The sequence below is a fragment of the Ideonella sp. FW305-24 genome (genome assembly GCF_058788035.1).
Map to the genome: position 1 here is coordinate 33482 of NZ_JBYTAI010000020.1, position 21692 is coordinate 55173.

General features: G+C 66.0%; 22 protein-coding genes. 15 read left to right on the plus strand and 7 right to left on the minus strand.

Annotation, left to right across the window (positions count from 1 at the left end):
* Nucleotides 1–51 precede the first annotated feature (51 nt).
* The 3 genes from xylA to AC3WR5_RS31355 all read left to right on the plus strand — a co-directional run bounded on the left by xylA (nt 52) and on the right by AC3WR5_RS31355 (nt 3051).
* On the plus strand, nt 52–1374 hold the full coding sequence (xylA, locus tag AC3WR5_RS31345) for a xylose isomerase (protein WP_492489642.1): 1323 nt from the start codon (nt 52–54) through the stop codon (nt 1372–1374).
* Between the two features lie 115 nt (nt 1375–1489).
* Nucleotides 1490–1804: a helix-turn-helix domain-containing protein gene (locus tag AC3WR5_RS31350; protein ID WP_141286188.1), complete on the plus strand. Its 315-nt coding sequence runs from the start codon at nt 1490–1492 to the stop codon at nt 1802–1804.
* Nucleotides 1801–3051 (plus strand): type II toxin-antitoxin system HipA family toxin, encoded by a 1251-nt coding sequence (locus AC3WR5_RS31355; RefSeq protein WP_492489644.1) that lies wholly within the window; start codon nt 1801–1803, stop codon nt 3049–3051. Before AC3WR5_RS31350 ends, AC3WR5_RS31355 begins: the two co-directional genes overlap by 4 nt.
* A 1-nt stretch (nt 3052) precedes the next feature.
* Here the strand turns inward: AC3WR5_RS31355 and AC3WR5_RS31360 are convergent, their stop codons facing one another.
* The 4 genes from AC3WR5_RS31360 to paoA form a co-directional block, all read right to left on the minus strand.
* On the minus strand, nt 3053–3814 hold the full coding sequence (locus tag AC3WR5_RS31360) for an alpha/beta hydrolase (RefSeq protein ID WP_492489646.1): 762 nt from the start codon (nt 3812–3814) through the stop codon (nt 3053–3055).
* Nucleotides 3815–3901: 87 nt separating this feature from the next.
* Nucleotides 3902–6109 carry an aldehyde oxidoreductase molybdenum-binding subunit PaoC gene (gene paoC / locus AC3WR5_RS31365; protein WP_492489647.1) on the minus strand — a complete coding sequence of 736 codons (2208 nt, stop codon included), beginning with the start codon at nt 6107–6109 and terminating at the stop codon, nt 3902–3904.
* A 3-nt stretch (nt 6110–6112) separates the two neighbouring features.
* A complete protein-coding gene (locus tag AC3WR5_RS31370) occupies nt 6113–7072 on the minus strand; it encodes an FAD binding domain-containing protein (RefSeq protein ID WP_492489648.1) in 960 nt (319 codons plus the stop codon).
* A complete protein-coding gene (gene paoA, locus AC3WR5_RS31375) occupies nt 7069–7728 on the minus strand; it encodes an aldehyde dehydrogenase iron-sulfur subunit PaoA (RefSeq protein ID WP_492489649.1) in 660 nt (219 codons plus the stop codon). The genes AC3WR5_RS31370 and paoA overlap by 4 nt, the downstream gene beginning before the upstream one ends.
* Before the next feature lie 157 nt (nt 7729–7885).
* On the opposite strand from paoA, the gene AC3WR5_RS31380 reads away from it, so the two are divergent.
* On the plus strand, nt 7886–8131 hold the full coding sequence (locus AC3WR5_RS31380) for a hypothetical protein (RefSeq protein WP_141286177.1): 246 nt from the start codon (nt 7886–7888) through the stop codon (nt 8129–8131).
* Between the two features lie 19 nt (nt 8132–8150).
* On the opposite strand, the gene AC3WR5_RS31385 is transcribed toward AC3WR5_RS31380, so the two are convergent.
* Both AC3WR5_RS31385 and AC3WR5_RS31390 read right to left on the minus strand, forming a co-directional pair.
* Complete coding sequence (locus AC3WR5_RS31385; protein ID WP_492489650.1) at nt 8151–8498, minus strand: hypothetical protein; 348 nt, start codon at nt 8496–8498, stop codon at nt 8151–8153.
* Between the two features lie 100 nt (nt 8499–8598).
* Nucleotides 8599–8793, minus strand: a complete 195-nt coding sequence (locus AC3WR5_RS31390; RefSeq protein ID WP_492489651.1) for a hypothetical protein — start codon at nt 8791–8793, stop codon at nt 8599–8601.
* A gap of 271 nt (nt 8794–9064) precedes the next feature.
* On the opposite strand from AC3WR5_RS31390, the gene AC3WR5_RS31395 reads away from it, so the two are divergent.
* The 8 genes from AC3WR5_RS31395 to AC3WR5_RS31430 all read left to right on the plus strand — a co-directional run bounded on the left by AC3WR5_RS31395 (nt 9065) and on the right by AC3WR5_RS31430 (nt 17851).
* Complete coding sequence (locus AC3WR5_RS31395; RefSeq protein WP_492489652.1) at nt 9065–9982, plus strand: transketolase; 918 nt, start codon at nt 9065–9067, stop codon at nt 9980–9982.
* Nucleotides 9979–10929: a transketolase family protein gene (locus AC3WR5_RS31400; RefSeq protein ID WP_492489653.1), complete on the plus strand. Its 951-nt coding sequence runs from the start codon at nt 9979–9981 to the stop codon at nt 10927–10929. The genes AC3WR5_RS31395 and AC3WR5_RS31400 overlap by 4 nt, the downstream gene beginning before the upstream one ends.
* A gap of 21 nt (nt 10930–10950) precedes the next feature.
* The gene (locus AC3WR5_RS31405; protein ID WP_492489654.1) at nt 10951–12432 is read left to right on the plus strand and encodes an FGGY family carbohydrate kinase; all 1482 of its coding nucleotides are present in this window, start codon (nt 10951–10953) and stop codon (nt 12430–12432) included.
* A gap of 14 nt (nt 12433–12446) precedes the next feature.
* Nucleotides 12447–13454, plus strand: coding sequence for an ABC transporter permease (locus AC3WR5_RS31410; RefSeq protein ID WP_492489656.1), 1008 nt, complete (start codon nt 12447–12449; stop codon nt 13452–13454).
* Between the two features lie 40 nt (nt 13455–13494).
* Nucleotides 13495–14430: a sugar ABC transporter substrate-binding protein gene (locus AC3WR5_RS31415; RefSeq protein ID WP_492489658.1), complete on the plus strand. Its 936-nt coding sequence runs from the start codon at nt 13495–13497 to the stop codon at nt 14428–14430.
* 77 nt (nt 14431–14507) lie between these two features.
* Nucleotides 14508–16019 carry a sugar ABC transporter ATP-binding protein gene (locus AC3WR5_RS31420; protein WP_492489659.1) on the plus strand — a complete coding sequence of 504 codons (1512 nt, stop codon included), beginning with the start codon at nt 14508–14510 and terminating at the stop codon, nt 16017–16019.
* A 52-nt stretch (nt 16020–16071) separates the two neighbouring features.
* Nucleotides 16072–17043, plus strand: coding sequence for a sugar-binding transcriptional regulator (locus tag AC3WR5_RS31425; RefSeq protein ID WP_492489660.1), 972 nt, complete (start codon nt 16072–16074; stop codon nt 17041–17043).
* A gap of 40 nt (nt 17044–17083) precedes the next feature.
* Nucleotides 17084–17851 carry an SDR family oxidoreductase gene (locus AC3WR5_RS31430; RefSeq protein WP_492489661.1) on the plus strand — a complete coding sequence of 256 codons (768 nt, stop codon included), beginning with the start codon at nt 17084–17086 and terminating at the stop codon, nt 17849–17851.
* A gap of 15 nt (nt 17852–17866) precedes the next feature.
* Here the strand turns inward: AC3WR5_RS31430 and ribBA are convergent, their stop codons facing one another.
* Entirely contained in the window at nt 17867–18988 is a 1122-nt protein-coding gene (ribBA, locus tag AC3WR5_RS31435; protein WP_492489662.1) for a bifunctional 3,4-dihydroxy-2-butanone-4-phosphate synthase/GTP cyclohydrolase II, read from the minus strand.
* On the opposite strand from ribBA, the gene AC3WR5_RS31440 reads away from it, so the two are divergent.
* From AC3WR5_RS31440 to AC3WR5_RS31450, 3 genes are all read left to right on the plus strand, one after another.
* Nucleotides 18967–19320, plus strand: coding sequence for a hypothetical protein (locus tag AC3WR5_RS31440; protein WP_492489664.1), 354 nt, complete (start codon nt 18967–18969; stop codon nt 19318–19320). The two genes, ribBA and AC3WR5_RS31440, sit on opposite strands and share 22 nt — an antisense overlap.
* A gap of 304 nt (nt 19321–19624) precedes the next feature.
* Complete coding sequence (gene dusA / locus AC3WR5_RS31445; protein WP_492489666.1) at nt 19625–20638, plus strand: tRNA dihydrouridine(20/20a) synthase DusA; 1014 nt, start codon at nt 19625–19627, stop codon at nt 20636–20638.
* A complete protein-coding gene (locus AC3WR5_RS31450) occupies nt 20635–21519 on the plus strand; it encodes an S-methyl-5'-thioadenosine phosphorylase (RefSeq protein ID WP_492489667.1) in 885 nt (294 codons plus the stop codon). The genes dusA and AC3WR5_RS31450 overlap by 4 nt, the downstream gene beginning before the upstream one ends.
* Nucleotides 21520–21692 lie beyond the last annotated feature (173 nt).

Sequence of the window (21692 nt, forward strand, 5' to 3'; positions counted from 1 at the left end):
CCTTTCGTCCTTCTTCCTTCACGTCCGCCCGCGGGCAGAAAGCAAGCCACCATGAACACCGATTCCTCCTACTTCGCCAGCGTGGCGCCCGTCCGCTACCAAGGCCCTGCCAGCGAAGACCCGCTGGCCTTCCGCTGGTACGACAAGGACCGCCTGGTGCTGGGCAAGCCCATGGCCGAGCACCTGCGTTTTGCCGCCTGCTACTGGCACAGCTTCGTCTGGACCGGGCTGGACCCGTTTGGCGGCGACACCTTCCAGCGCCCCTGGTTCAGCGGCGGCAGCCCAATGGAGCTGGCCGCGCTGAAGGCCGAGGCCGCGTTCGAGTTCTTCAGCAAGCTCGGCGTGCCGTACTACTGCTTCCATGATCGCGACGTGGCCCCCGAAGGTGCCACGCCCCGCGAAACCCTGGCCAACTTCGAGCGCATGGTCGAGAAGCTGGCGGCGCACCAGCAGCGCACCGGTGTGAAACTGCTGTGGGGCACGGCCAACCTGTTCAGCCACCGGCGCTTCATGTCTGGCGCCGCCACCAACCCGGACCCGGAAATCTTCGCAATGGCCGCCACGCAAGTGAAGGCCGCGATGGACGCCACCAAGCTGCTGGCCGGCGAGAACTACGTGCTCTGGGGCGGCCGCGAAGGCTACGAAACCCTGCTCAACACCGACCTGCCGCGCGAGCTGGACCAGCTCGGCCGCTTCCTGAACCTGGTGGTCGAGTACAAGCACCGCATCGGCTTCGAAGGCACCATCCTGATCGAGCCCAAGCCGCGCGAGCCGACCAAGCATCAGTACGACTTCGACGTCGCCACCGTCTATGGCTTCCTGTGCCGCTACGGCCTCGAGAAGGAGGTCAAGGTCAACATCGAGGCCAACCACGCCACGCTCTCCGGCCACAGCTTCGAACATGAAATTGCCACCGCGCAAGCCCTGGGCATCTTCGGCAGCCTGGACATGAACCGCGGCGACGCCCAGCTCGGCTGGGACACCGACCAGTTCCCCAACAACCTGCCCGACACCTCGCTGGCGCTCTACCACGTGCTCAAGGGCGGCGGCCTCACCACAGGCGGCCTGAACTTCGACGCCAAGGTCCGCCGCCAGTCCATCGACGCCGTCGACCTGTTCCACGGCCACGTCGGCGCGATGGACCACTGCGCCCACGCGCTGGAAATCGCAGCCCGCATGGTCGAGGAAGGCCGCCTCGCCGGTGCCGTCGACCAACGCTACGCCGGCTGGCGCGAACCGTTTGGCCAACGGGTGCTGGAAGGCAAGGTCACGCTGGAGGCACTGTCCGAACACGTGCTGTCCCGCAACCAGGACGTGCTGCCGGTTTCTGGCCGGCAGGAGGCAATGGAGAACCTGGTCAACAGGTATCTGTGAGCCCGAGGCGAGTGCCAATGTCGCTCGCCTTAGCCATGCAGCCTATATAAGGTCTACAATTGGCCATATTTTGAAGATAAGGGCCTCTTTATGGGCCCATATATATGGCCAAAGCATGATCGATTTTCGCCTTGCTTCAGCCGGCCAGGTGCTCGATGAGCTTGGCGCGCGGCTGCGGCAGCAGCGCCAGGCCCTGAACTGGACCCAGCAAGAGCTCGCCACGCGGGCTCACGTCGCCCTCAACGCCGTCAAGGCGCTGGAGTCGGGTGGCAACACCACGATGACCTCGATGGTGAAGGTGGCTCAGACCCTGGGTGTGATCGGCGACCTGGCACAGGCGTTTGCGCCGAAGGCAAATGTCACCATTGCCGAGCTGGAGCGGGTGGCCGGTGCCACCCGTGTTCGCGTGCGAAAGGCCAGGCCGCAATGAAGAAGGTCGAAGTCTTCTTCCGTGGTTGGGGGCAGGAGTGGGCGCTGGGCACGCTCGCGCAAAACGGCTCCCAGGTTTTGTTTGAATACTCGCGGGCTGCCCTTGAGAAGCGGATCGAGTTTTCCAGACTGAACGTGCCGCTGACGCCGCAAACCTACTCAGGGTTCCCGCAGTACCTGTTGCAACTGCCCGGCTTCATTGCCGATGCGCTGCCAGACGGCTGGGGCATGTTGCTGATGGACCGTGTGTTCCGCAAGGCCGGTCGCGACCCCGTCTCGGTCACCGCACTGGACCGTTTGAGCTTCGTTGGCGACCGGGCCATGGGCGCGCTGAGCTTCAAGCCGAGCACGGACATCGAGTTGACGCCGGAGGACATCACGCTGCGCGAGCTGGCCGAGGCCGCCATCGAGGTCGTGGAAGGCCGGGACACTTCGGCGCTGCAGACGCTGGCGCTGCTGGGGGGCTCGCCGCAAGGCGCGCGCCCGAAGGCACTGGTACGATTCGACCAAGAGACTGGTGTGGTGAGCACGGCGGACGCAGCCGGCGGGGACCCCTGGTTGGTCAAGTTCCCGGCGCAGGGAGAGCATGTCGAGGTGTGCGGCATCGAAGTCGCATACGCGCAGTTGGCGCAGCAGGTCGGCATCGACTTGCCGCGGACCCACTTGTTCAAGATCAGCGCCAAGCTGGCTGCGTTCGGCATCGAGCGCTTCGACCGCTGCAAGGGCATGCGGGTGCCGGTGCAGTCCTTCGCCGCGGCCTTGCATGCGGACTTCCGAGTCCCCTCTCTCGACTACCAGGCCATTCTTCAAGCGACAAAGCTCTTCACGGCAAGCTACCCCGAAGTCGAGAAGGCATTCGTGCGTTGCGTGTTCAATGTCGTCTTCAACAACAAGGACGACCACGCGAAGAACTTCGCACTGAGGATGAACTCGGCCCTGGAATGGACGCTGGCTCCCGGTTTCGACATGACGTTCAACCAGGGCCCTGGCGGCTACCACCAGACATCGGTGATGGGCGAGGCCCGCCACCCATCGCGCGCATCGCTGCTTGCACTGGCCAAGGCCTGCGACGTGGACGCGGCATTCGCGCTGCGCACCATCGACCAGGTGTGCGGCGTCGCCCAATCCCTGGAGTCCCTGCTGGACAGCAACGGCGTCCGCCGCGCCACCCGCAAGACCATCGGCGACCTCGTCTCAGCCAATGTCGCGCGCTGCCTGGCGCCAACCATCACCCTGAGCCAAAGCTGATTCACAACGCAGCCCGTAGCGCCGCGAGGTACTCGGGCGCCTCCGAAATCGTGTTGTGGCCTGCGCCCGGAATGAACACCAGCGAGGCCACGCCCTTGGCGAAGGCAGCCCCCAGCCGCTCGGTACTGGCGCGCGGAATCACCTCGTCGAACTCCGCTGCCAGCAGCAGCGTGGGCACGCGGATGACTGGCGCATGGAGGACGGACTCGTACTTGTCCCGCAGCAGCCAGCGCACCGGGAACCACGAGAACTGCCTTGCCGCAATCTCCTGGATGCTGTCGTAAGGCGTGACCAGCACCAGCCGCGAAACCGGTCGCTCACTGGCCAGGCGCAACGCCACGCCGGAGCCCAGGCTGCGGCCGACGACGGCCACGTCCGCGTGCTCGGCATGCACCCGGTCGAACAGTGCCCGTGCATCGGCATGCAGCGCAGCCTCGGTGGGCTCGCCCGTGCTGCCGCCATAGCCGCGGTAATGCATCAGGTAGATCGCATGATCCGGGAAGGCGCTGGAAAACGAAGCCAGGTTCGCCGACACGTCTTCCCCATTGCCACCGAAATACACCAGCGCCTTCGGGCCCGCATGTGGCCGCACCGACAGCACCAGATCAGCCCCCGGCACCGAGAACTTCTGCGTAGACGAAGGCGTGTCGAAGTTGTTCGGCTGCGGGAAGTACATCAGCCTGCGCTGGCCGAAGAACAAGGCGGCGCAGGCGGCAACGTAGACCAGCAGCGCCGCTGAGACGAACCAGAGGAGGATGCGCAAAGTCTGTGAGGCTGCTCGTGAAGGTGCGGCAGCCTACCTGCGACGGGCGGGGCGTGCAAGGCGCCCGCCCGCTGCAGTGCGCATGCCCTATGCGATCGTCGGCAAGCCCGCCAACAACTTGTCCAGCGTGACCGGATACTCCCGCACCCGCACACCCGTCGCGTTGTAGACCGCGTTTGCAATCGCTGCGGCCACGCCGCAGATGCCGAGTTCGCCGACGCCCTTGGCTTTCATCGGGGACGAGATGGGGTCGGTTTCGTCGAGGAAGATGACGTCCTGGTGGGGCATGTCGGCGTGCACCGGGACTTCGTAGCCGGCCAGGTCGTGGTTGACGAAAAAGCCTTTGCGGTGGTCGATGGCGAGTTCTTCCATCAGCGCGGCGCCTGCGCCCATGGTCATCGCGCCAATAACCTGGCTGCGGGCGGACTTGGGGTTCAGGATGCGGCCGGCGGCGCAAACGGCCAGCATGCGGCGGATGCGGATTTCGGCGGTGGCAACGTCCACCGCAACCTCCACGAAATGACCGCCGAAGGTGGACTGCTGGTAGCGCTTGTCCAGGTCGCCGTAAGTCATCGTGTCTTCGGCGACGACGCCATCTTTGCCTGCAGCTTGGGCCAGCGACATGCGGCGGTCGCCGGCGCGGATCTCGCCGTCGGTGAACAAGGCCTCGGCCAGGTTGAAGCCATGGCGGGTGGCGAGGGTGGCGCGCAGCTTGGCGCAGGCGGCATAGACGCCGGCGGTGGAACTGTTGGCGCCCCACTGGCCACCTGAGCCGGCCGAGACGGGGAAGGCCGAGTCGCCGAGCTGCACGTTCACCTGCGACAGCGGCACGCCCATCATCTCGGCGGCGGTCTGCGCAATGATGGTGTAGCTGCCGGTGCCGATGTCGGTCATGTCGGTTTCGACGGTGACGATGCCGCGCGAGTCCAGTTTCACCCTGGCGCCGGACTTCATCAGCAGGTTGTTGCGAAACGCCGCGGCCACGCCCATGCCGATCAGCCACTGGCCTTCGCGGCGCTGGCCCGGTTTGGCAGAGCGCTTGGCCCAGCCGAAGCGCTCGGCGCCGGTGCGCAGGCATTCGGTGAGGCGGCGCTGCGAGAAGCGGCGGTCCGGCTTTTCGGGGTCGACCTGGGTGTCGTTGATGACGCGGAATTCGATCGGGTCCAGGCCCAGCTTCTCGGCCATTTCGTCCATGGCGATTTCCAGCGCCATCAGGCCCGGCGCCTCGCCGGGCGCGCGCATGGCGTTGCCCTCGGGCAGGTCCAGCACGGCCAGCCGCATCGCGGTCATGCGGTGGGCGCCGGCGTAGAGCAGGCGAGTCTGGTTGACGGCTGTTTCGGGCTTGCCGTCGGGCAGGTCGCCGGACCAGCTTTCGTGGCCAATGGCGGTGATCTTGCCGTCCTTCCCGGCACCGATGCGGATGCGCTGGATGGTGGCCGGCCGGTGCGTGGTGTTGTTGAACATGAAGGGCCGCGGCAGCATCACCTTGACCGGCCGGCCGGCGGCTCTCGCGCCCAGCGCGGCCAGAAGCACGTCCGCCCGCAGGAACAGCTTGCCGCCAAAACCGCCGCCAATGTAGGGCGAGACCAGGCGCACTTTTTCCTTGGGCATCTTCAGCGTGGCGGCCAGGTCGGTGCGGCCCCAGTCGATCATCTGGTTCGAAGTCCAGACGGTCAGCGAGTCGCCTTGCCAGGCGGCCAGCGTGGCGTGTGGCTCCATCATCGCGTGGGCATGGTCGGGCGTGCGGTAGGTCGCGTCCAGTTGAACAGGCGCGGCGGCCAAGGCGCCAGAGAAGTCGCCCACCGCACTGTCCGGCTCCGGGTCCTGCTTGGGCGTGGGTTTCTTCGCCGAGTCCTTGGCGGCGGCCAGGTCGAAGCTGCCTTCGGCGGCTTCATATTCGACCTTGACCAGCTGCGCTGCAGCCCGGGCCTGCTCGAAGCTTTGCGCAACGACCAGCGCCACGGCCTGGTGGTAATGCTGCACCTCGGGCCCGGCCAGCAGCTTGGCGGTGTTGCGCTTGCCCTTGCCGAGCTGGCCGGCGCTGCCTGCGGTGACGATGGTGATGACGCCGGGCGCGGCCCGCGCGGCGCTCAGGTCCATCGCGGTGATGCGACCCTTGGCAATGGTGGCGCCGATGGGGTAGCCGTAAGCCGGGTTGGTGGCCACGTCGTGCCGCTCATAGGCATACGGCGCGGTGCCGGTGGTCTTGCGCGGGCCGTCGATGCGGTCGGTCGGACGGCCGATGACCTTCAGCTGGTCAATCGGGTTGGTGCCCGCAGGGGTGTCGAATTTCATCGCTCAGCTTCCCATCTGTTTGGCCTGGAGCAGCACCGCGGCCAGCGTGCGCTCGGCGAGCTGCAGCTTGTAGGCGTTGTCGTCGCTGGTCTTTGCCCCGGCGAGCAGCTGGGCGGTGACCGCCTTGGCGCCTTGCGGCAGCGCGGCTTCGGCGGCTTCCACGCGCCAGGGCTTGTGTGCCACGCCGCCCAGCGCCACGCGGCCGCTGCCGTCCGGCTGCAGCACCGCCGCCACCGAGACCAGCGCAAACGCGTACGAAGCCCGGTCGCGCACTTTGCGGTAGACGTGCAGGCCGCCCAGCGGCTTGGGCAGCGTGACGCTGGTGATCAACTCGCCAGGCGCCAGCGCGGTTTCGACCTGCGGCGTGTCGCCGGGCAGGCGGTGAAAGTCGGCAATCGGAATGTGGCGGGCCTGGCCGTCGGGGCGGACGGTGTCGACCGTCGCGTCCAGCACGCGCATGGCCACGGCCATGTCGCTAGGATGCGTGGCAATGCAGGCCGCGCTGGTGCCGACGATGGCGTGCTGCCGCGTCACGCCGCCAATCGCGCTGCAGCCGCTGCCGGGCTGGCGCTTGTTGCAGGGCTGGGCAGTGTCGTAGAAGTACGGGCAGCGGGTGCGCTGCAGCAGGTTGCCGGCGGTGGTCGCGCGGTTGCGCAGCTGGCCCGAGGCGCCGGCCAGCAGCGCGCGCGACAGCACGGCGTAGTCGCGCCGCACGCGCTCGTCGGCGGCGAGGTCGGTGTTGCGGACCAGCGCGCCCACGCGAAGGCCGCCCTCGGGCGTGGGCTCGATCTGGTCCAGCGCCAGGCCGTTGACGTCGATCAGGTGCGAAGGCGCCTCGATCTGAAGCTTCATCAGGTCCAGCAGGTTGGTGCCGCCTGCAATGAACTTGGCGTTGGGGTGGTGCGCAGCGGCGGCTGCTGCTTCGGGGGCGGTGCGGGCGCGTTCGTAGGTGAAGGGCTTCATGCCTGACCTCCTTGCTGCTGCGCGACTTCGGTGATCGCCTCGGCAATGTTCGAGTAAGCACCGCAGCGGCAGATGTTGCCGCTCATGCGCTCGCGCAGTTCCTCGGCCGAGAGCAGCGGGCGCTCGGTCAGGCTGGCGCTCACGTGGCTGGGCATGCCGCGCTTGACCTCGTCCAGCATGCCGACGGCCGAGCAGATCTGCCCCGGCGTGCAGTAGCCGCACTGGTAGCCGTCGTGCTTTACGAAGGCGGCCTGCAGCGGGTGCAGCCGCTCCGGCGTGCCCAGGCCTTCGATGGTCGTGACCTTGGCGCCATCGTGCATGACCGCCAGCGTCAGGCACGAGTTCAGCCGGCGGCCATCCACCAGCACCGTGCAGGCACCGCACTGGCCGTGGTCGCAGCCTTTCTTGCTGCCGAACAGCTGCAGGTGCTCGCGCAGCGCGTCCAGCAGCGTGGTGCGGTTGTCCAGTTCCAGCGTGCGCGCCTGGCCGTTGACCTGCAAGCTGACCTTGGACATGGGCACGCCGGAGGCGGGCAGCGAGGGTGCTGGCGTGGGTGCGGCAGCGGCGTCTGCCGCGGGCACCACGCTGGCCGTGGACGCAGCGCCGGCAATCAGCAGGTCACGGCGGGAAATGGCGAGGTCTTGCTGGCAGTGCATGGCTTGATCGGCTCCCCGTAGGCATGTGGCGGAGGTGGGCAATCGGCGCGCCCGGCCATGCGGTGGCACGCGTCCCTGCCGGCGCCGAGGCTGTCACCTTGGTGGGCCAACCGGCGTCGCATACTGGTGACTGCCAAAGTCAAAACGGGAGCGTCAAATGGAAAAATTGCAGACCGGCTACCTCGGCCACTTCACGTTACGTGGCTTCAGCCAGGCGCAGCCGGACGGGCGTTTCGAGGCCCACTTCAGCGTCACCGAAGACGACCCCGAGGCCGACGCCTCGGCCACCGGCGACACCGGCATGCTGTATGGCACCGAAGAAGAGGCGGCAGATGCCGGCCTGCAGGCGGCGATGACCTGGGCCAACGAGAACAACCCGGACGACCGGGAAGGGCGGAGCTGAGCGGCTGACCCGGTCCCTGTCAGTCCGCGGTGCAGGCGAGCATCGCCAGCTGGGCTGCCAGCGTGGGTGGCGTGTCAGGTGCGGCCGGCTCGGCCTGAGCGCTTGGCGCAGCACCCAGCTTGATCTCGGCGCCCGCCGCGTGCATGCGGCTGGCGACCCGTTCCAGTTCCTCAGGCGTGAGCGCCAGCCGGGCCGCTGCAAAGAACAGCATGTGCAGGCCCATGCCGCGCGGCGCCTGGCCGCCGGTGTACTTGCGCCATTGCTGACCGCCGGCCAGGCCAAACAACTCGGCCATCTCGACCCCGGTCATGCCGAGTTCTTCCTTCAAGCGACGCAGGTCCGCAGGCGTGGGTGGGCTGTATTGCATGGGGCGACTGTCCGCTTCCAGCATGAACAGACTGTGACGGTGGCGCGCCGTTTGTGTCGGTTGTGCCTTGTTCCGGCGGGGGCGGTGTTCGCGGACTGGGTCAATCCTGCCCAGCCTTCGCAAGCGCATCGAAATCCTCATCGCCGATGTCGAGAGCGCTGTGCAAGACGCGCTCGATGCGAATACCCTCGCTGGCCTTGCGATGGAAGATGAACCTGAGCCTGTTCGGTCCGTAGGGAAGGGGACCTTGTGCGCGGAACGTCGTGCGCTCGCCTGCAGTCTTGTGGCTACGCATGCGAGCTGACTGGGGCCGATGATGAAGGGAGGTGATCTGCTCGATCTGCTTGCCGAATGGATACCCGATTCGTTGGCAGGGATCGGGTGCTGGTCGATAACGCTCATCGGTTGTACGGAGTTGGCTGTGGATGACCGGTCCATATCGGCTCGACTGCCGGTGACTGCCAGGTAGACGGCACCTCGCTCCGTCCTTCGATTCGGGAAAGCCCGAATAACGCTTCGCTCCGATTCTTCTAGAGTTGTGATCATACATTCATGCATGAATAAATATGCAAGCACAACAACAACACACCACAGCGTCTGCGGCGCTGGTGAGCGATCCGGTGGCGCTGGCACTCTGGCGCGCCAGGCGCGAGAGCTTTGACGCTGGCACGTCGGTGCAGCGAATTCCGCTGTTGCGGTCGAGCGCGAACCACATCCGCCGCCAGATCATCGCGACGATCGACAAGGCAGGTCTTGGGCACATCGGTGGTGACCTGTCCGTCACCGACATCCTGGTCACCTTGTTCGAAGGCGTGCTGCGGATCGACCCCGCTCAACCGGCATGGGAGCAGCGTGACCGCTTCATCCTGAGCAAGGGGCACTGCGCTGCGGCCTTGTATTCGGTTCTGGCCTCTTCGGGCTACTTCCCTCCCGCTCGCCTGGCCGACTTTGCGGCCCCGCTGTCGCCGCTCAACGGGCACCCGAACCGTCGCAAGGTGCCTGGTGTCGAAACCAACACGGGCCCGCTGGGGCACGGCCTGCCGGTGGGTGTCGGGTGCGCCGTCGCGGCCCAGATCATGAAGCAGCCCTGGCGCACGTTTGTCGTCCTCGGGGACGGCGAGCTTCAGGAGGGCAGCAACTGGGAGGCCGCGATGTATGCGGCACAGCGGCGCCTGGGGAGCCTGACCGCCATCGTGGACCGCAACCGCCTCCAGCAAGGTGCCAGCACGGCCGACACCAACGACCTCGAACCCTTGGCCGATAAGTGGACGGCCTTCGGCTGGGAAACGCACGTGATCGATGGTCATTCTTACGACGAGCTGTTGAATGTTCTTGGCCGCGCCCCGGGCGACAAGCCCAGGGCGGTGATCGCCAACACGATCAAGGGCAAGGGCGTCTCGTTCATGGAGAACGGCGTGGAGTGGCACCACAAGGTACCCAGCAAGGCACAGGTTGAAGCGGCGATCAAGGAGTTGGCAGCGTGAGCAAGGAAGACAGCAGCGCCGGCTTCGACTGCCGGCAGGCGTTCGCCGAAGAACTTGCCACACTGGCGCAGTCCGACCCGCGGATCGTGGCGGTGTGCAATGACTCGGTGGGTTCGAGCAACCTCGGGGCCTTCCGCAAGGCATTTCCGGATCGGCTCATCAATGTCGGCATCGCCGAGCAGAACATGGTCGGTGTCGCGGCGGGCCTGGCCAACGCAGGCCTGCGGCCCTTCGTCTGCGCGGCGGCGCCGTTCCTCACGGGACGTGCGCTCGAGCAGATCAAGGCCGATGTCGTCTACTCCGACTTCCCGATCGTGCTGTGCGGCATGAGCCCTGGCATGGCCTACGGTGAACTGGGGCCGACGCACCACTCGATCGAGGACATCGCCTGGACCCGTGCGATCGGCGACCTGGCCGTCATCGTTCCGGCCGACCCTGAAGAAACCAGATCGGCGATGCGTTGGGCGGTGAATGCCGCGCGCCCGTGCTACATGCGCATCGGGCGCACCAAAGTGCCGGCTGTGATGCCTGAAGGCCGTGCGTTCGAACTCGGGCGCGCCACAGTCCTTCGCCAAGGAAACGACGTGACGCTGGTAGCGATTGGAACCATGGTGACTCGTGCGCTCGCTGCGGCAAACCAACTCGCAGGCGAAGGCATCAGCGCGAGGGTCATAAATGCAGCATCGGTTCAGCCGCTGGACGCGCAGACGATCCTGGCCGCAGCGAGGGAGACGCGTGGAATCGTCACCGTCGAAGAGGCCATGGTGCGCGGCGGCCTGGGATCGGCCGTCGCTGAACTCGTATCGCAGCAGCACCCGACGCCGATGCGGATCATGGGCATCACCGATTTTGCCCCCACCGGCAATGCGTCGTTCCTGTTCGAGCACTTCGGCTTGACGCCGGCCAACATCGCCCGGACCGCCGGCGAACTTCTGCGGGCCCATTGAAGGCCATTTGGGACGATTGCCGTGGACCACGTACTTGCCATCGACCAGGGAACCAGTGCCACCAAGTGCGTTCTCGTCGATCGCGGTGGCCGCATTGTTGCCAAGGCATCGGTGCAACTCGGCGAGCGTTATCCGCAGGCCGGTTGGGTGGAGCAGGACTCTGAGGAGATCTGGGCGAGCGTGCGATCGGCGGTCGCGCAATGCCTGTCGCAACAGCAGGGCAGCTCAGTTGCCGCGGTCGGCCTCTCGACGCAGCGTGAGTCCGCATTGGTCTGGCGCAGGGATGACGCTCGGGCGCTGACGCCATTGCTGAGTTGGCAAGACCAGCGCACGGTCGAGTTGCGCGACCAGCTTGCCGCAGACGGCGGCGAAGCGCTCGTGCAAGCCCGCTCCGGGTTGCCCCTGGACCCGATGTTCTCGGCGCTGAAAATTCGTTGGCTGCTGGACCGCATCGATGCCGATCGACGTGCAAGCCGCAACGGTGAACTGCGCGCAGGAACCATCGACGCATGGCTGCTCGCCAGGCTGGGCGACGATGACGCCATCGAGGTCGGCAATGCCTCACGCACCCAGCTGCTGAATGTGCGCACGGCGAGTTGGGACGACGAACTCCTGAGGTTGTTCGGCATCCCGCAGCAAATCCTGCCCCAGGTCGTGCCCTCGCGCGCACCACGAAGCAATGCCGGGAAGCTCCACCCCGCGCTCGAAGGCGTTCCGGTTCATGCGGTGATGGCGGACTCGCATGCCGCGCTGTTCGCGCATGGCGCTCACGCCCCCGGCACCGTCAAAGCGACGATGGGCACCGGCTCATCCGTCATGGGGCTGACGCAGGACGCGACGCGCATGCCTGCGGGCCTGTGCTTGACCGTGGCGTGGGACGTCGGCCAGGGCCCCCTGCTGGCGTTCGAAGGCAACATCCGCGCTGCAGGCTCGACGCTGCGCTGGGCCGCCGATCTGTTTGGCCTCGACGCTGAATCCGCGGCAGCCGAAGCGTCAACAGTTGATGCCGCCGGGCTCTGCCTGGTGCCCGGCTTCAACGGCTTGGGTGCGCCGTACTGGGACCCTCATGCGGTGGGCTTGATCAGCGGCCTGACCCTGGCGACGAATCGGGCCCAGATTCTTGCTGCTGCGCTTGATTCCATCGCTCACCAGGTCGCCGACGTTCTGGATGCCATGGACACCAGCGTCTCCGGCGTGCGGCGGCTGCTGGTGGACGGAGGGCCTTCGCGGAACGCCAAGCTGCGCGAGCTTCTTTCTTCGTACATCGGTCGGCCGGTGGTTCACTGCACCGATCCCGAACTGTCTGCGCTCGGCGTCGCGCATCTGGCCGGCGTGGGTGCGGGGGTCTGGGACATGAATGCGTTGCGCGACCTCCCCAGGGCGCAGCAGACCACACCGGTACCGGCCTCCACAGACAAAGCAGGCGCGGCGCGCCGCACGTGGGCGCAGGCCGTCGCCCGCGCACGCCTTGCCACCGTCAACCAAATCAGGGGCGACAAGTGACTTCAGGAGTTCCCATGGCCCTCGAACCCACAAGCAACCCACGGGGGAGTGTCGCCGCGACCGCGCCCACGCGGCACGAAGCGAGGCCGCTGCTGGAACGCCTGGCCGACCATGTGCCGCTGTTCAGTCTGATCGCCCTGTGCATCGCGTTCTCGATGGCGACAGACACCTTCCTCAGCGTGCGCAACCTGGTCAACGTCATCGACCAGCTGACGGTGCTCGGCATCATGGCGCTCGGCATGACGGCGGTGATCGTCATCGGCGGAATCGACCTGTCCGTGGGGTCCGTCCTCGCCGTGTCCATGATGGTGATGGGATGGTTGTCGAATGCGAAGGGCATCCCGATGCCTGTCGCGATGATGGCGGCGCTGGTGGTGGGGGCCCTGTGCGGCACGTTTTCGGGGCTGCTCATCACGCGCGGCAACCTGCCACCGTTCATTGCGACGCTGGCGACGATGTCCATCGCCCGAGGCCTGGCCAATCTGATCACCGATGGCAGCCAGATCGTGGGCTATCCCGACTGGTTCTCCGCGCTGTCGATCGAGCGCTACTTCGGCTTCCTGTCGGTCACCGTCGCGCTGTTCATCGTCTTGACCATCGTGGCCGGGATCTACATGAAGTACCGCGCCGGCGGTCGCTCGCTGTACGCCATCGGCGGCAGCAGCGAGGTGGCCCGGCTCGCGGGGATTCCCGTCAAGCGGGTGACGCTTGCGGTGTACGCCGTCTGCGGCCTGCTGGCGGGGCTTGCAGGCGTTGTCATGTCCACGCGCCTGGACTCTTCGCAGCCCAGCGGCGGCCTGGGGTATGAGCTCGACACCATCGCTGCCGTCGTGATCGGCGGGGCGAGTCTGTCGGGTGGTATCGGATCCATCTTCGGCACGCTGATGGGCGTGTTGACGATTGGTGTGCTTCGCAACGGCCTGAACCTGGTCGGGACTTCGCCGTTCGTGCAGCAGATCGTGGTCGGCGTCGTGATCGTGCTCGCAGTCATGGTCGACGCCAACAAGCGCAAGTCCCGTTGAGACCCGTTTTTCAGATTCATTCCAACAAGGAGACAACCACATGTTCAAGTTTCGAAAGACTGCGCTGGCAGTCGTTGCTGGCGTCTTTCTCGCGGCGGCCCCGGCTGCCTGGGCACAGGGCCAGGGCAAGACGATCGGCCTTGCGGTGGCCAATCTGCAAGCCGACTTCTTCAACATGATCAAGCAGGGCGTCGAGGCCTACGGCAAGGAGAAGGGCTACAAGGTCATCACGGTGGACGCCAAGGGTGACGCCACGACGCAGGTCAACCAGATCCAGGACCTGATCGCCCAGAAGATCGACGCGCTGATCTACATCCCGGCCGGCGCGACCGCCGCTGCCGTGCCGGTCAAGGCAGCGCGGGCTGCCAAGATTCCCGTCATCAACGTGGACCGCAACGTCGACACCAACCCGGGTGACACCTTCATCTACGGGCAGTCCGTCGCCGCCACCACGGAACTGGGCAAGTGGCTGTGCCAGCAGACGGGCGGCAAGGGCAAGGCCGTGATGATCCACGGCCAGCGCGGCACCACGCCCGAAGTCGATCGGACCAAGGGCTTCACCGAAGGCCTGGCGTCCTGCGGCATCAAGATCATCCAGGATCAGTGGACCGAGCGCTGGTCGGCCGACGAAGGCAACCGCATCGCGCAGGACATGCTGCAACGCGACCCGACGATCAACATCATCATCGGCCAGGCCGATGGCATCGCCATGGGCGCTTCTCAGGCCGTGAAGCTGGCGAAGCTGCCGCAGAAAGCCTGGGTCGTGGGCTTCGACGGCGATCCGGGCGCTCTGATCGCGGTGAAGAACGGCACGCTGGACGCGACCGCGACGCAGCAAACCTGGACCATGGGCAAGATGGCCGTCGATGCCGTCACGGCCGTGCTGGCGGGCAAACCGCTTCCGAAGGATCAGCCGACCGACGCGAAGCTCACGCTCAAGTCGAACGTCGACGAATTCATCAAGCAGCACCCCTGACGCTGCCAGCCGGGCGCCCGCACCAGGGCGCCTGGCCTGCACGACATTGCCTCTCGGTCCTCCAATGAAGTCTGGCCATGAACGCTGACGATCTTGCACCCGAGCACGCGGGTCTCCGTGTGCGAAACGTCGGCAAGACGTACGGAGCGGTCACGGTCCTGAAGGGCGTCAATCTGGACGTTCGGCCCGGCGAGTGCGTTGCACTGCTGGGTGAAAACGGCGCGGGCAAATCGACCTTGTCCTCGCTGATCGCGGGGCTGCATCAGCCTGACGCGAGTGGACGGATGTGGTGGGCAGGGCAGGCGTATGCGCCGCTGTCTCCCGCCGATGCGCTGCGCGCCGGCATCGGGTTGATTCATCAGGAAATGCGTCTGTTGCCACACCTGACCATCGCCGAGAACGTCTTCGTTGGCCGGCTGCTGATGAAGAACGGCCGGGTGGACATGGACGCGATGGTGCAGAAGGCCCAGGCGCAGTTGCATCGCCTGGGGCTGGACGTCTCGGCGACTCGAAAGGTTGGCCTGCTCCGCGTTGCAGCGCAGCAGCAGGTTGAGATTGCGAAGGCGCTGACCCTCAATGCCAAGTTGCTGATCCTCGACGAGCCCACGGCCGCGCTCGGCGATGAAGAGACCAGCCGCCTCTTTGAGCAGGTCCAGCGGCTGAAGTCTGAAGGCGTGTCCTTCATCTACGTCAGCCACCGGCTGGCTGAGATTGCGCGCATCTGCGACCGGATCGTGGTGCTGCGCGATGGCGAGCAGGTGGCAGAGTACGCGACAGCCCAGATCCCACCGAGCTTGCTGGTGCGCGACATGGTCGGCCGCAACGTCGACCGGCTGTTCCCTGAAGTGCCGCTGCCCGCGAGCGATGCTCCGATCGCCTTGTCCGTGCGTGGCCTGACCGCACCGGACGGCAGTTTCAAGAACCTGAGCTTCGAGGTGCGTGCCGGGGAAATTCTCGGCTTCGCGGGCATTGCGGGAGCGGGGCGAACCGAGGCCATGCGTGCCATCGCCGGTGTGGACCCGATCGAGTCGGGTGACATCGCGCTCTGTGGGGCGGCACTGAAGGCCAGGTCACCGATCGATGCCATCCGCCAAGGGCTGGTGATGGTGCCCGACGATCGCAAGGCGCTCGGTGTGGTGCTGCCCCACTCGATCTGGGAGAACCTCGCGTACAGCAACCTCAATGAGGTCGCGCCCAAAGGCTGGCTCACGCCCTCGCGCGGGGTCGCCTTTGCCGAGCGGCTGATCAAGCGCCTGGGTGTCAAAGGGGCGCCCACGCAGACGGCCGGGTCGCTCTCGGGCGGCAACCAGCAGAAGCTGGTCATTGCGAAGTGGATCGCCTGCAACCCCAGGGTGATCATCCTCGACGAACCGACGCGAGGTGTCGACGTCGGAGCACGAGCGCAGATCTACGAGGTCATCGCGAGTCTTGCGCGGCAAGGCATGGCGGTCATCGTGGTCAGCTCCGATCTCGATGAAGTGCTGGGACTCTCGCACCGCGTGGTGGTGCTTTCCCGGGGCGAAGCACGCGGCGTGCTTCCCAAGGCGGAAGCGACGAGCGAACGTGTCATGGAACTCGCCGTGGCATGAGGCTGAGCTTCCTCGCGTCGGCGTAGCAGCGAAAATCGCGACCATGCCTGCCATGCCCACCGCCACCCCCGACCTCCTTCGGCTGACCACACGCGTCGCCAGCATGTACCACGAGCGCGGCATTGGCCAGGCGCGCATCGCGGAGCAGCTGGGCCTCTCGCAGGCTCGGGTCTCGCGCCTGCTCAAGCAGGCCGAACAACTCGGCATCGTCAAGATCACGGTGCATGTGCCGGAAGGCGTCCATGCCGAGGACGAGGTGAGGCTCGAAGAGCACTACGGTCTGGACGAAGTGATTCTTGTCGAGGTCGATGAGACCGCGCTTGCCGATGATGAAGCGATGGCCCGGGCGCTGGCCTCCACCGTGGCGAGCTATCTGGAGCTGATGGCCCCGTCACTGGAGTCGATCGGCGTCTCGTCGTGGAGCTCGACCTTGCTGGCTGCCGTCAATGCCATGCGACCGACGGTTCCGGGAGACACCAAGACCATCGTGCAGGTGCTGGGCGGGGTGGGTGTTCCCAGCGCGCAGCGGTTTGCCACCCGGCTCACCGAGCGGCTGGCCCAGGTGAGCAAGGCCGAACCCATCTTCATGCTGGCGCCGGGGGTTGTGGAGACCCAGGCCGCCAAGCGGGCCTTGCTGGCCGATGCCTCGTGCCGGCAGGCGATGGAGCGCTTCGAGAGCCTGTCTGCGTTGCTGGTGGGCATCGGCGCCATCCCGCCCTCGCGCATGCTCCGCGAAAGCGGCAATGTGTTCACTGACCAGGATCTCGAAGATCTCAAACATGTCGGCGCCGTGGGCGACGTCTGCATGCGCTTTTACGACTCGGCGGGTCGCCCTGTGAAGACCTCGTTCGACGAGCGCGTGATCGGCATCTCGACGGAGCAGATCAAGAGCACCCGGCGGCGCATCGGCGTGGCCGGAGGCCGCAGAAAGTTCGAAGCGATCCGCGCCGCTTTGCGGGGCGGATGGATCAGCACCCTGATCACCGATCTTGAAACGGGGCTGCGCCTTTTGAAGCAGCCCTGATACCCGCCCCGGCGGGGCAACCACTACCAGGAGTCAACGCGTGGACCTCTTCAATCTTCAGGGCGAGGTCGCCCTCGTCACCGGTGCCGGCAGCGGCATCGGACAGCGCATCGCCGTGGGCCTGGCCGAAGCCGGCGCCGACGTGGCGTGTTTCGATCTGCCGCAGCAAGTACAAGGGCTGGAGGCCACGGCCGAGCGCATTCGGGCGTTCGGCAAGCGTGCCATCGTCCAGACGGGCGACGTGACCAGCGCCTCCGACCTGGCGCGTACCGTGGCCGAGGTGGAGAAGCAACTCGGTGCCCTGACGATCGGCATGAACTGCGCCGGCATTGCCAACGCCGCGCCGGCTGAAGAGATGCCGTACGACCAGTGGCGCAAGGTGCACGCGGTCAACGTGGATGGTGTCTTCCTCAGTTGCCAGGCCCAGGCCCGCGTGATGCTGCCCCGCAAGAAGGGTGCGATCGTGAACATCGCGTCGATGTCCGGCTCAATCGTCAACCGGGGGTTGCTGCAGGCCCACTACAACAGCTCCAAGGCGGCCGTGATCCACATGAGCAAGAGCCTGGCCATGGAATGGTCGACCAGCGGCGTGCGTGTGAACACGATCAGCCCAGGCTACACCGCGACGCCGATGAACACGCGCCCCGAAGTGGCCGAGCAGGTGAAGATCTTCGAGCGCGACACGCCGCTGGGTCGCATGGCGACTGTGGACGAGATGGTCGGTCCGGCCGTCTTCCTGGTCAGCCGCGCGGCCTCGTTCTGCACCGGTGTCGACCTGATCGTCGACGGCGGTTTTGTCTGCTGGTGAACCCGCCTTGGGATGCTAGCGAAAGGACTGCGGCGGAACGAAGGCCTCGACGTGAAGGTCGTAGCCGCCCAGGCTCGGAAAGCGACGCTGATTACCGAGGATCTTCATGCGCGAGATGTTCAGGTCCCGCAGGATCTGAGCACCGACGCCGTAGGTGCGCAGTTCCGCTTCCTGTGACGTCGAGATGGTGGGCGCTGAATCGTCCTTGCCGACCACCCGAGCGAGAAGATCGTCCGCAGTCTCGGACCCGGCATTGAGCAGCAGTACCGCGCCACGCCCTTCGGACTGAATGGCGCGCAGGGCAAACGACAGTGGCCACGAGTGGTCTTGCGCCTGTGCATCTAGAAAATCCAGCACCGAAAGCGGTTCGTGCACGCGAACCGGAATGATGTCGTCACTCGTCCATGTTCCTGTGGTCAGCACGAGATGCGCGCCACCGAACTTGTCTCGGTAGGCGCGCATGTCGAATTGCCCATGCGGTGTCGCCAACTCGCGCTGGCTATCGAGTTCCACCAGTTGTTCATGTCGGCTGCGGTGGCGAATCAGGTCGGCGATCGTCCCCAGCTTGATGTTGTGCTGCTTGGCAAACTCGACGAGTTCGGGGACGCGGGCCATGGTTCCGTCGTCGTTCATGATTTCGCAGATGACAGCGGCTGGCTTCTTGCCCGCAAGTCGGGCCAGGTCGCAACCTGCCTCGGTATGGCCCGCTCGCATCAGTACGCCACCGCTGGCGGCACGCAGCGGAAACACGTGGCCGGGTTGAACGAGAGAGGCAGCGGTGGAGTCAGACGCGATGGCCACCCGAACCGTATGCGCGCGATCTGCCGCAGAGATTCCCGTATCGATGCCAGTCGCGGCTTCGATGGACACCGTAAAGGCCGTGCCATGTTTGGTGCCGTTGCGCCGAACCATGGGAGGCAATTGCAGCTCATCGCAACGTTCAGGGGACAGCGTCAGACAGATCAGGCCGCGACAGAAGCGAGCCATGAAGTTGATGGCCTCGGGCGTGACGTGCTCGGCTGCAAGGATGACGTCACCTTCGTTCTCTCGCCCCTCGTCGTCGACCAGCACGACCATACGGCCGGCGGCGATTTCGGCCATCAATTCGGGGACAGATGCAAATTGACTTTCACTCATGGGTCGATCTCCAGGATGCTGCGCTCGGGCACGATTTGCATGTTCACGGTATTGCACTGGGCTGGCGCACCTCGATTGTGGCAGCAGTGGCGGAGAAGGTCCGGAGGTCGGCCCGGGTCGACAGCTCCCGCTGCATTGATGCCTTCGCGGTCTGGCGAGTGAGGTCGAGGCAGGAAGGGCAATTGCGCGAGGGTGGCGGGCAGGCCAAGTCGGGCGACCGCTACCAACGCAACCGCAATGCAGCGCTCGAAGCGTGGCTGCACAGTTCGGACGTGAATCCGCGTACTTGCAGGAAGCCGCGCAACGCCAGCGGCCCGTGGTGGCCCCTGTGAACGGGGACCATTGCCGACTGACCGCGGCCTCATCCGACGTCGCCTTTCAAGCCTTAACTTCAGCTGACCTTCGGCGCGCCGATTCAGTCTAACGAAAGCAGTCACCACCATGACCGCGTGCCACTCAGGACCTTGCTCGGTATTTGAGCGGTCCATCAAGCAGCGGGCGTCCGAACGTCGTGCTTTGGCGAAACCCTTGCGCACAACCCATTGATTAAGATGGACAAATGGTCCTCCTGCCGTCCAAGACTTCATGTGGTCCGCCCCATTTCCAACTGGACCGACAGACTGACGATCAATTCATATGAATCAACAACTTAGCCCATGGCGCTTGTGTACAGCGCCGATGATGGATTGGACTGATAGGCATTGCCGGGTCTTCCACCGTTTGCTGACCCGCCACACCCGGCTGTACACCGAGATGGTGACGACCGGGGCTTTGCGGCATGGGGACCAGCCGAGGCACCTGGACTTTGATGCGGCGGAGCAGCCGCTGGCCTTGCAGCTGGGGGGCAGTGAGCCGGGCGAGCTGGCATACAGCACCGAGCTGGCGCGGCAGTGGGGCTACCAGGAGGTGAACCTGAACTGTGGTTGCCCCAGCGAGCGGGTGCAGCGCGGCGCGTTTGGTGCCTGCCTGATGGCCGAGGCGCCACTGGTGGCGGACTGCGTGCGGGCGATGGTGGAGGCGGCCCAGCCGCGGCGGGCGGGTGAGGCGGCGCTGCCGGTCACGGTCAAGCACCGCATTGGCATCGACAAGGAAGAGAGCTACGCGTTTGTGCGCGACTTCGTGGGCACCGTGGCCGAGGCCGGCTGCGAGGTGTTCATCGTGCATGCGCGCAATGCCTGGCTCAAGGGCCTGAGCCCGAAGGAAAACCGCGAGATTCCGCCGCTGCGCTATGAGCTGGTGCACCAGCTCAAGCGCGAGTTTCCGCAACTGACCATCGTGCTGAATGGCGGCGTGAAGACCTCGGACGAGATCGCCCATCAACTGCAGTTCGTGGACGGCGTGATGATCGGCCGCGAGGCTTATCACAACCCGTGGGTGATGGCCGACTGGGACCGGCGCTTCTTCGGCGAAGCGGCAGCCGAGCGCGACCGCATCGACATCGAACGCGCGATGGCGCTGTACATGGCCGAGCGCCATGCTGAAGCCGGCACGCCGTGGGCGCACATTGCCCGCCACATGCTGGGACTGTGGAATGGCACGCCAGGCGCGCGCCGCTGGCGGCAGGTGTGGTCGGACCACAAGCTCAAGGGCGAAACGCCAGAGGCCGTGCTGCGCATTGCACATCCGGAATTGGCCACGGAGGCCGCGTGACTGCCCAGGTGCTTGGCGTGCTGGGTGGCAGCGGGCTCTACGAGCTGCCTGGCCTGACGGACACCGCCTGGGTCACGGTCGACACGCCCTGGGGTGCGCCCTCTGACCAATTGCTGGCCGGCCGCCTGAACGGCGCGCAACTCGTCTTCCTGCCGCGCCACGGCTGCGGCCACCGTGTGCCGCCGGGCGAGGTGAACTACCGGGCCAACATCGCGGCGCTGAAGCAATTGGGCGTGACGGACGTGCTGTCGGTCAGCGCAGTGGGCGGGCTGCGGGCGGACCTGCCGCCGGGTACCTTCGTGGTGGTGGACCAGTTCATCGACCGCACCGTGGGCCGGGCATCGTCCTTCTTCGGCACCGGCCTGGTGGCGCACGCGGCGATGGCCAGGCCGACCTGCCAACGGCTGGGCCGGCATGTGCTGGGCCAGTTGGCGGCGCAAGGCGTGCCGCATGCGGATGGCGGCACCTACCTGGCGATGGAAGGCCCGCAGTTCTCCACGCTGGCCGAAAGCCGCATGTACCGCAGCTGGAACTGCGATGTGATCGGCATGACCAATCAGCCCGAGGCCAAGCTGGCGCGCGAGGCCGAGCTTTGTTATGCCTCGGTGGCGATGGTGACGGATTTCGACTGCTGGCATCCGCAGCACGACAGCGTGACGGTGGACGCCATCGTCAAGGTGCTGCTGGGCAACGCCGACACGGCACGTTCGCTGGTCGCAGCACTGGCCGGCCAGATCACCGGCGACAGCCACGGCGCGGGATGCGCCTGCCGACGGGCACTGGACCACGCGCTGATCACCGCCCCTGCGGTGCGCGACCCGGCGATGGTGGCGAAGCTGCAAGGCATTGCAGGCCGCGTGCTGGGCAGCACGGGGCCGTGAGGTTCTGGTGGCCTGACATAAACCGTCAGTTTCCTTACGGCACAGAAACTGCTGATTGGCGGGGCAGTTGATGCGATCGGCGCATCAACTGCTCACAGCTTCCCGAAGGCGACCCCGGCAGAATTTTGTCTGTTGCCCGGGTTTGCTTTTCCGGTGACCTGACCCGCCTACCT

Excerpts from the sequence above, each read along its gene's own strand:
- paoC (WP_492489647.1), bottom strand. The coding sequence starts at position 6,109 with ATGAAATTCGACACCCCTGCGGGCACCAACCCGATTGACCAGCTGAAG.
- AC3WR5_RS31355 (WP_492489644.1), top strand. The coding sequence starts at position 1,801 with ATGAAGAAGGTCGAAGTCTTCTTCCGTGGTTGGGGGCAGGAGTGGGCG.
- AC3WR5_RS31370 (WP_492489648.1), bottom strand. The coding sequence starts at position 7,072 with ATGAAGCCCTTCACCTACGAACGCGCCCGCACCGCCCCCGAAGCAGCA.
- dusA (WP_492489666.1), top strand. The coding sequence starts at position 19,625 with ATGAATCAACAACTTAGCCCATGGCGCTTGTGTACAGCGCCGATGATG.
- ribBA (WP_492489662.1), bottom strand. The coding sequence starts at position 18,988 with ATGAGTGAAAGTCAATTTGCATCTGTCCCCGAATTGATGGCCGAAATC.
- AC3WR5_RS31415 (WP_492489658.1), top strand. The coding sequence starts at position 13,495 with ATGTTCAAGTTTCGAAAGACTGCGCTGGCAGTCGTTGCTGGCGTCTTT.
- AC3WR5_RS31410 (WP_492489656.1), top strand. The coding sequence starts at position 12,447 with ATGGCCCTCGAACCCACAAGCAACCCACGGGGGAGTGTCGCCGCGACC.
- AC3WR5_RS31380 (WP_141286177.1), top strand. The coding sequence starts at position 7,886 with ATGGAAAAATTGCAGACCGGCTACCTCGGCCACTTCACGTTACGTGGC.
- AC3WR5_RS31390 (WP_492489651.1), bottom strand. The coding sequence starts at position 8,793 with ATGCGTAGCCACAAGACTGCAGGCGAGCGCACGACGTTCCGCGCACAA.
- AC3WR5_RS31425 (WP_492489660.1), top strand. The coding sequence starts at position 16,072 with ATGCCCACCGCCACCCCCGACCTCCTTCGGCTGACCACACGCGTCGCC.
- paoA (WP_492489649.1), bottom strand. The coding sequence starts at position 7,728 with ATGCACTGCCAGCAAGACCTCGCCATTTCCCGCCGTGACCTGCTGATT.
- AC3WR5_RS31385 (WP_492489650.1), bottom strand. The coding sequence starts at position 8,498 with ATGCAATACAGCCCACCCACGCCTGCGGACCTGCGTCGCTTGAAGGAA.
- xylA (WP_492489642.1), top strand. The coding sequence starts at position 52 with ATGAACACCGATTCCTCCTACTTCGCCAGCGTGGCGCCCGTCCGCTAC.
- AC3WR5_RS31440 (WP_492489664.1), top strand. The coding sequence starts at position 18,967 with ATGCAAATTGACTTTCACTCATGGGTCGATCTCCAGGATGCTGCGCTC.
- AC3WR5_RS31395 (WP_492489652.1), top strand. The coding sequence starts at position 9,065 with ATGCAAGCACAACAACAACACACCACAGCGTCTGCGGCGCTGGTGAGC.
- AC3WR5_RS31350 (WP_141286188.1), top strand. The coding sequence starts at position 1,490 with ATGATCGATTTTCGCCTTGCTTCAGCCGGCCAGGTGCTCGATGAGCTT.
- AC3WR5_RS31420 (WP_492489659.1), top strand. The coding sequence starts at position 14,508 with ATGAACGCTGACGATCTTGCACCCGAGCACGCGGGTCTCCGTGTGCGA.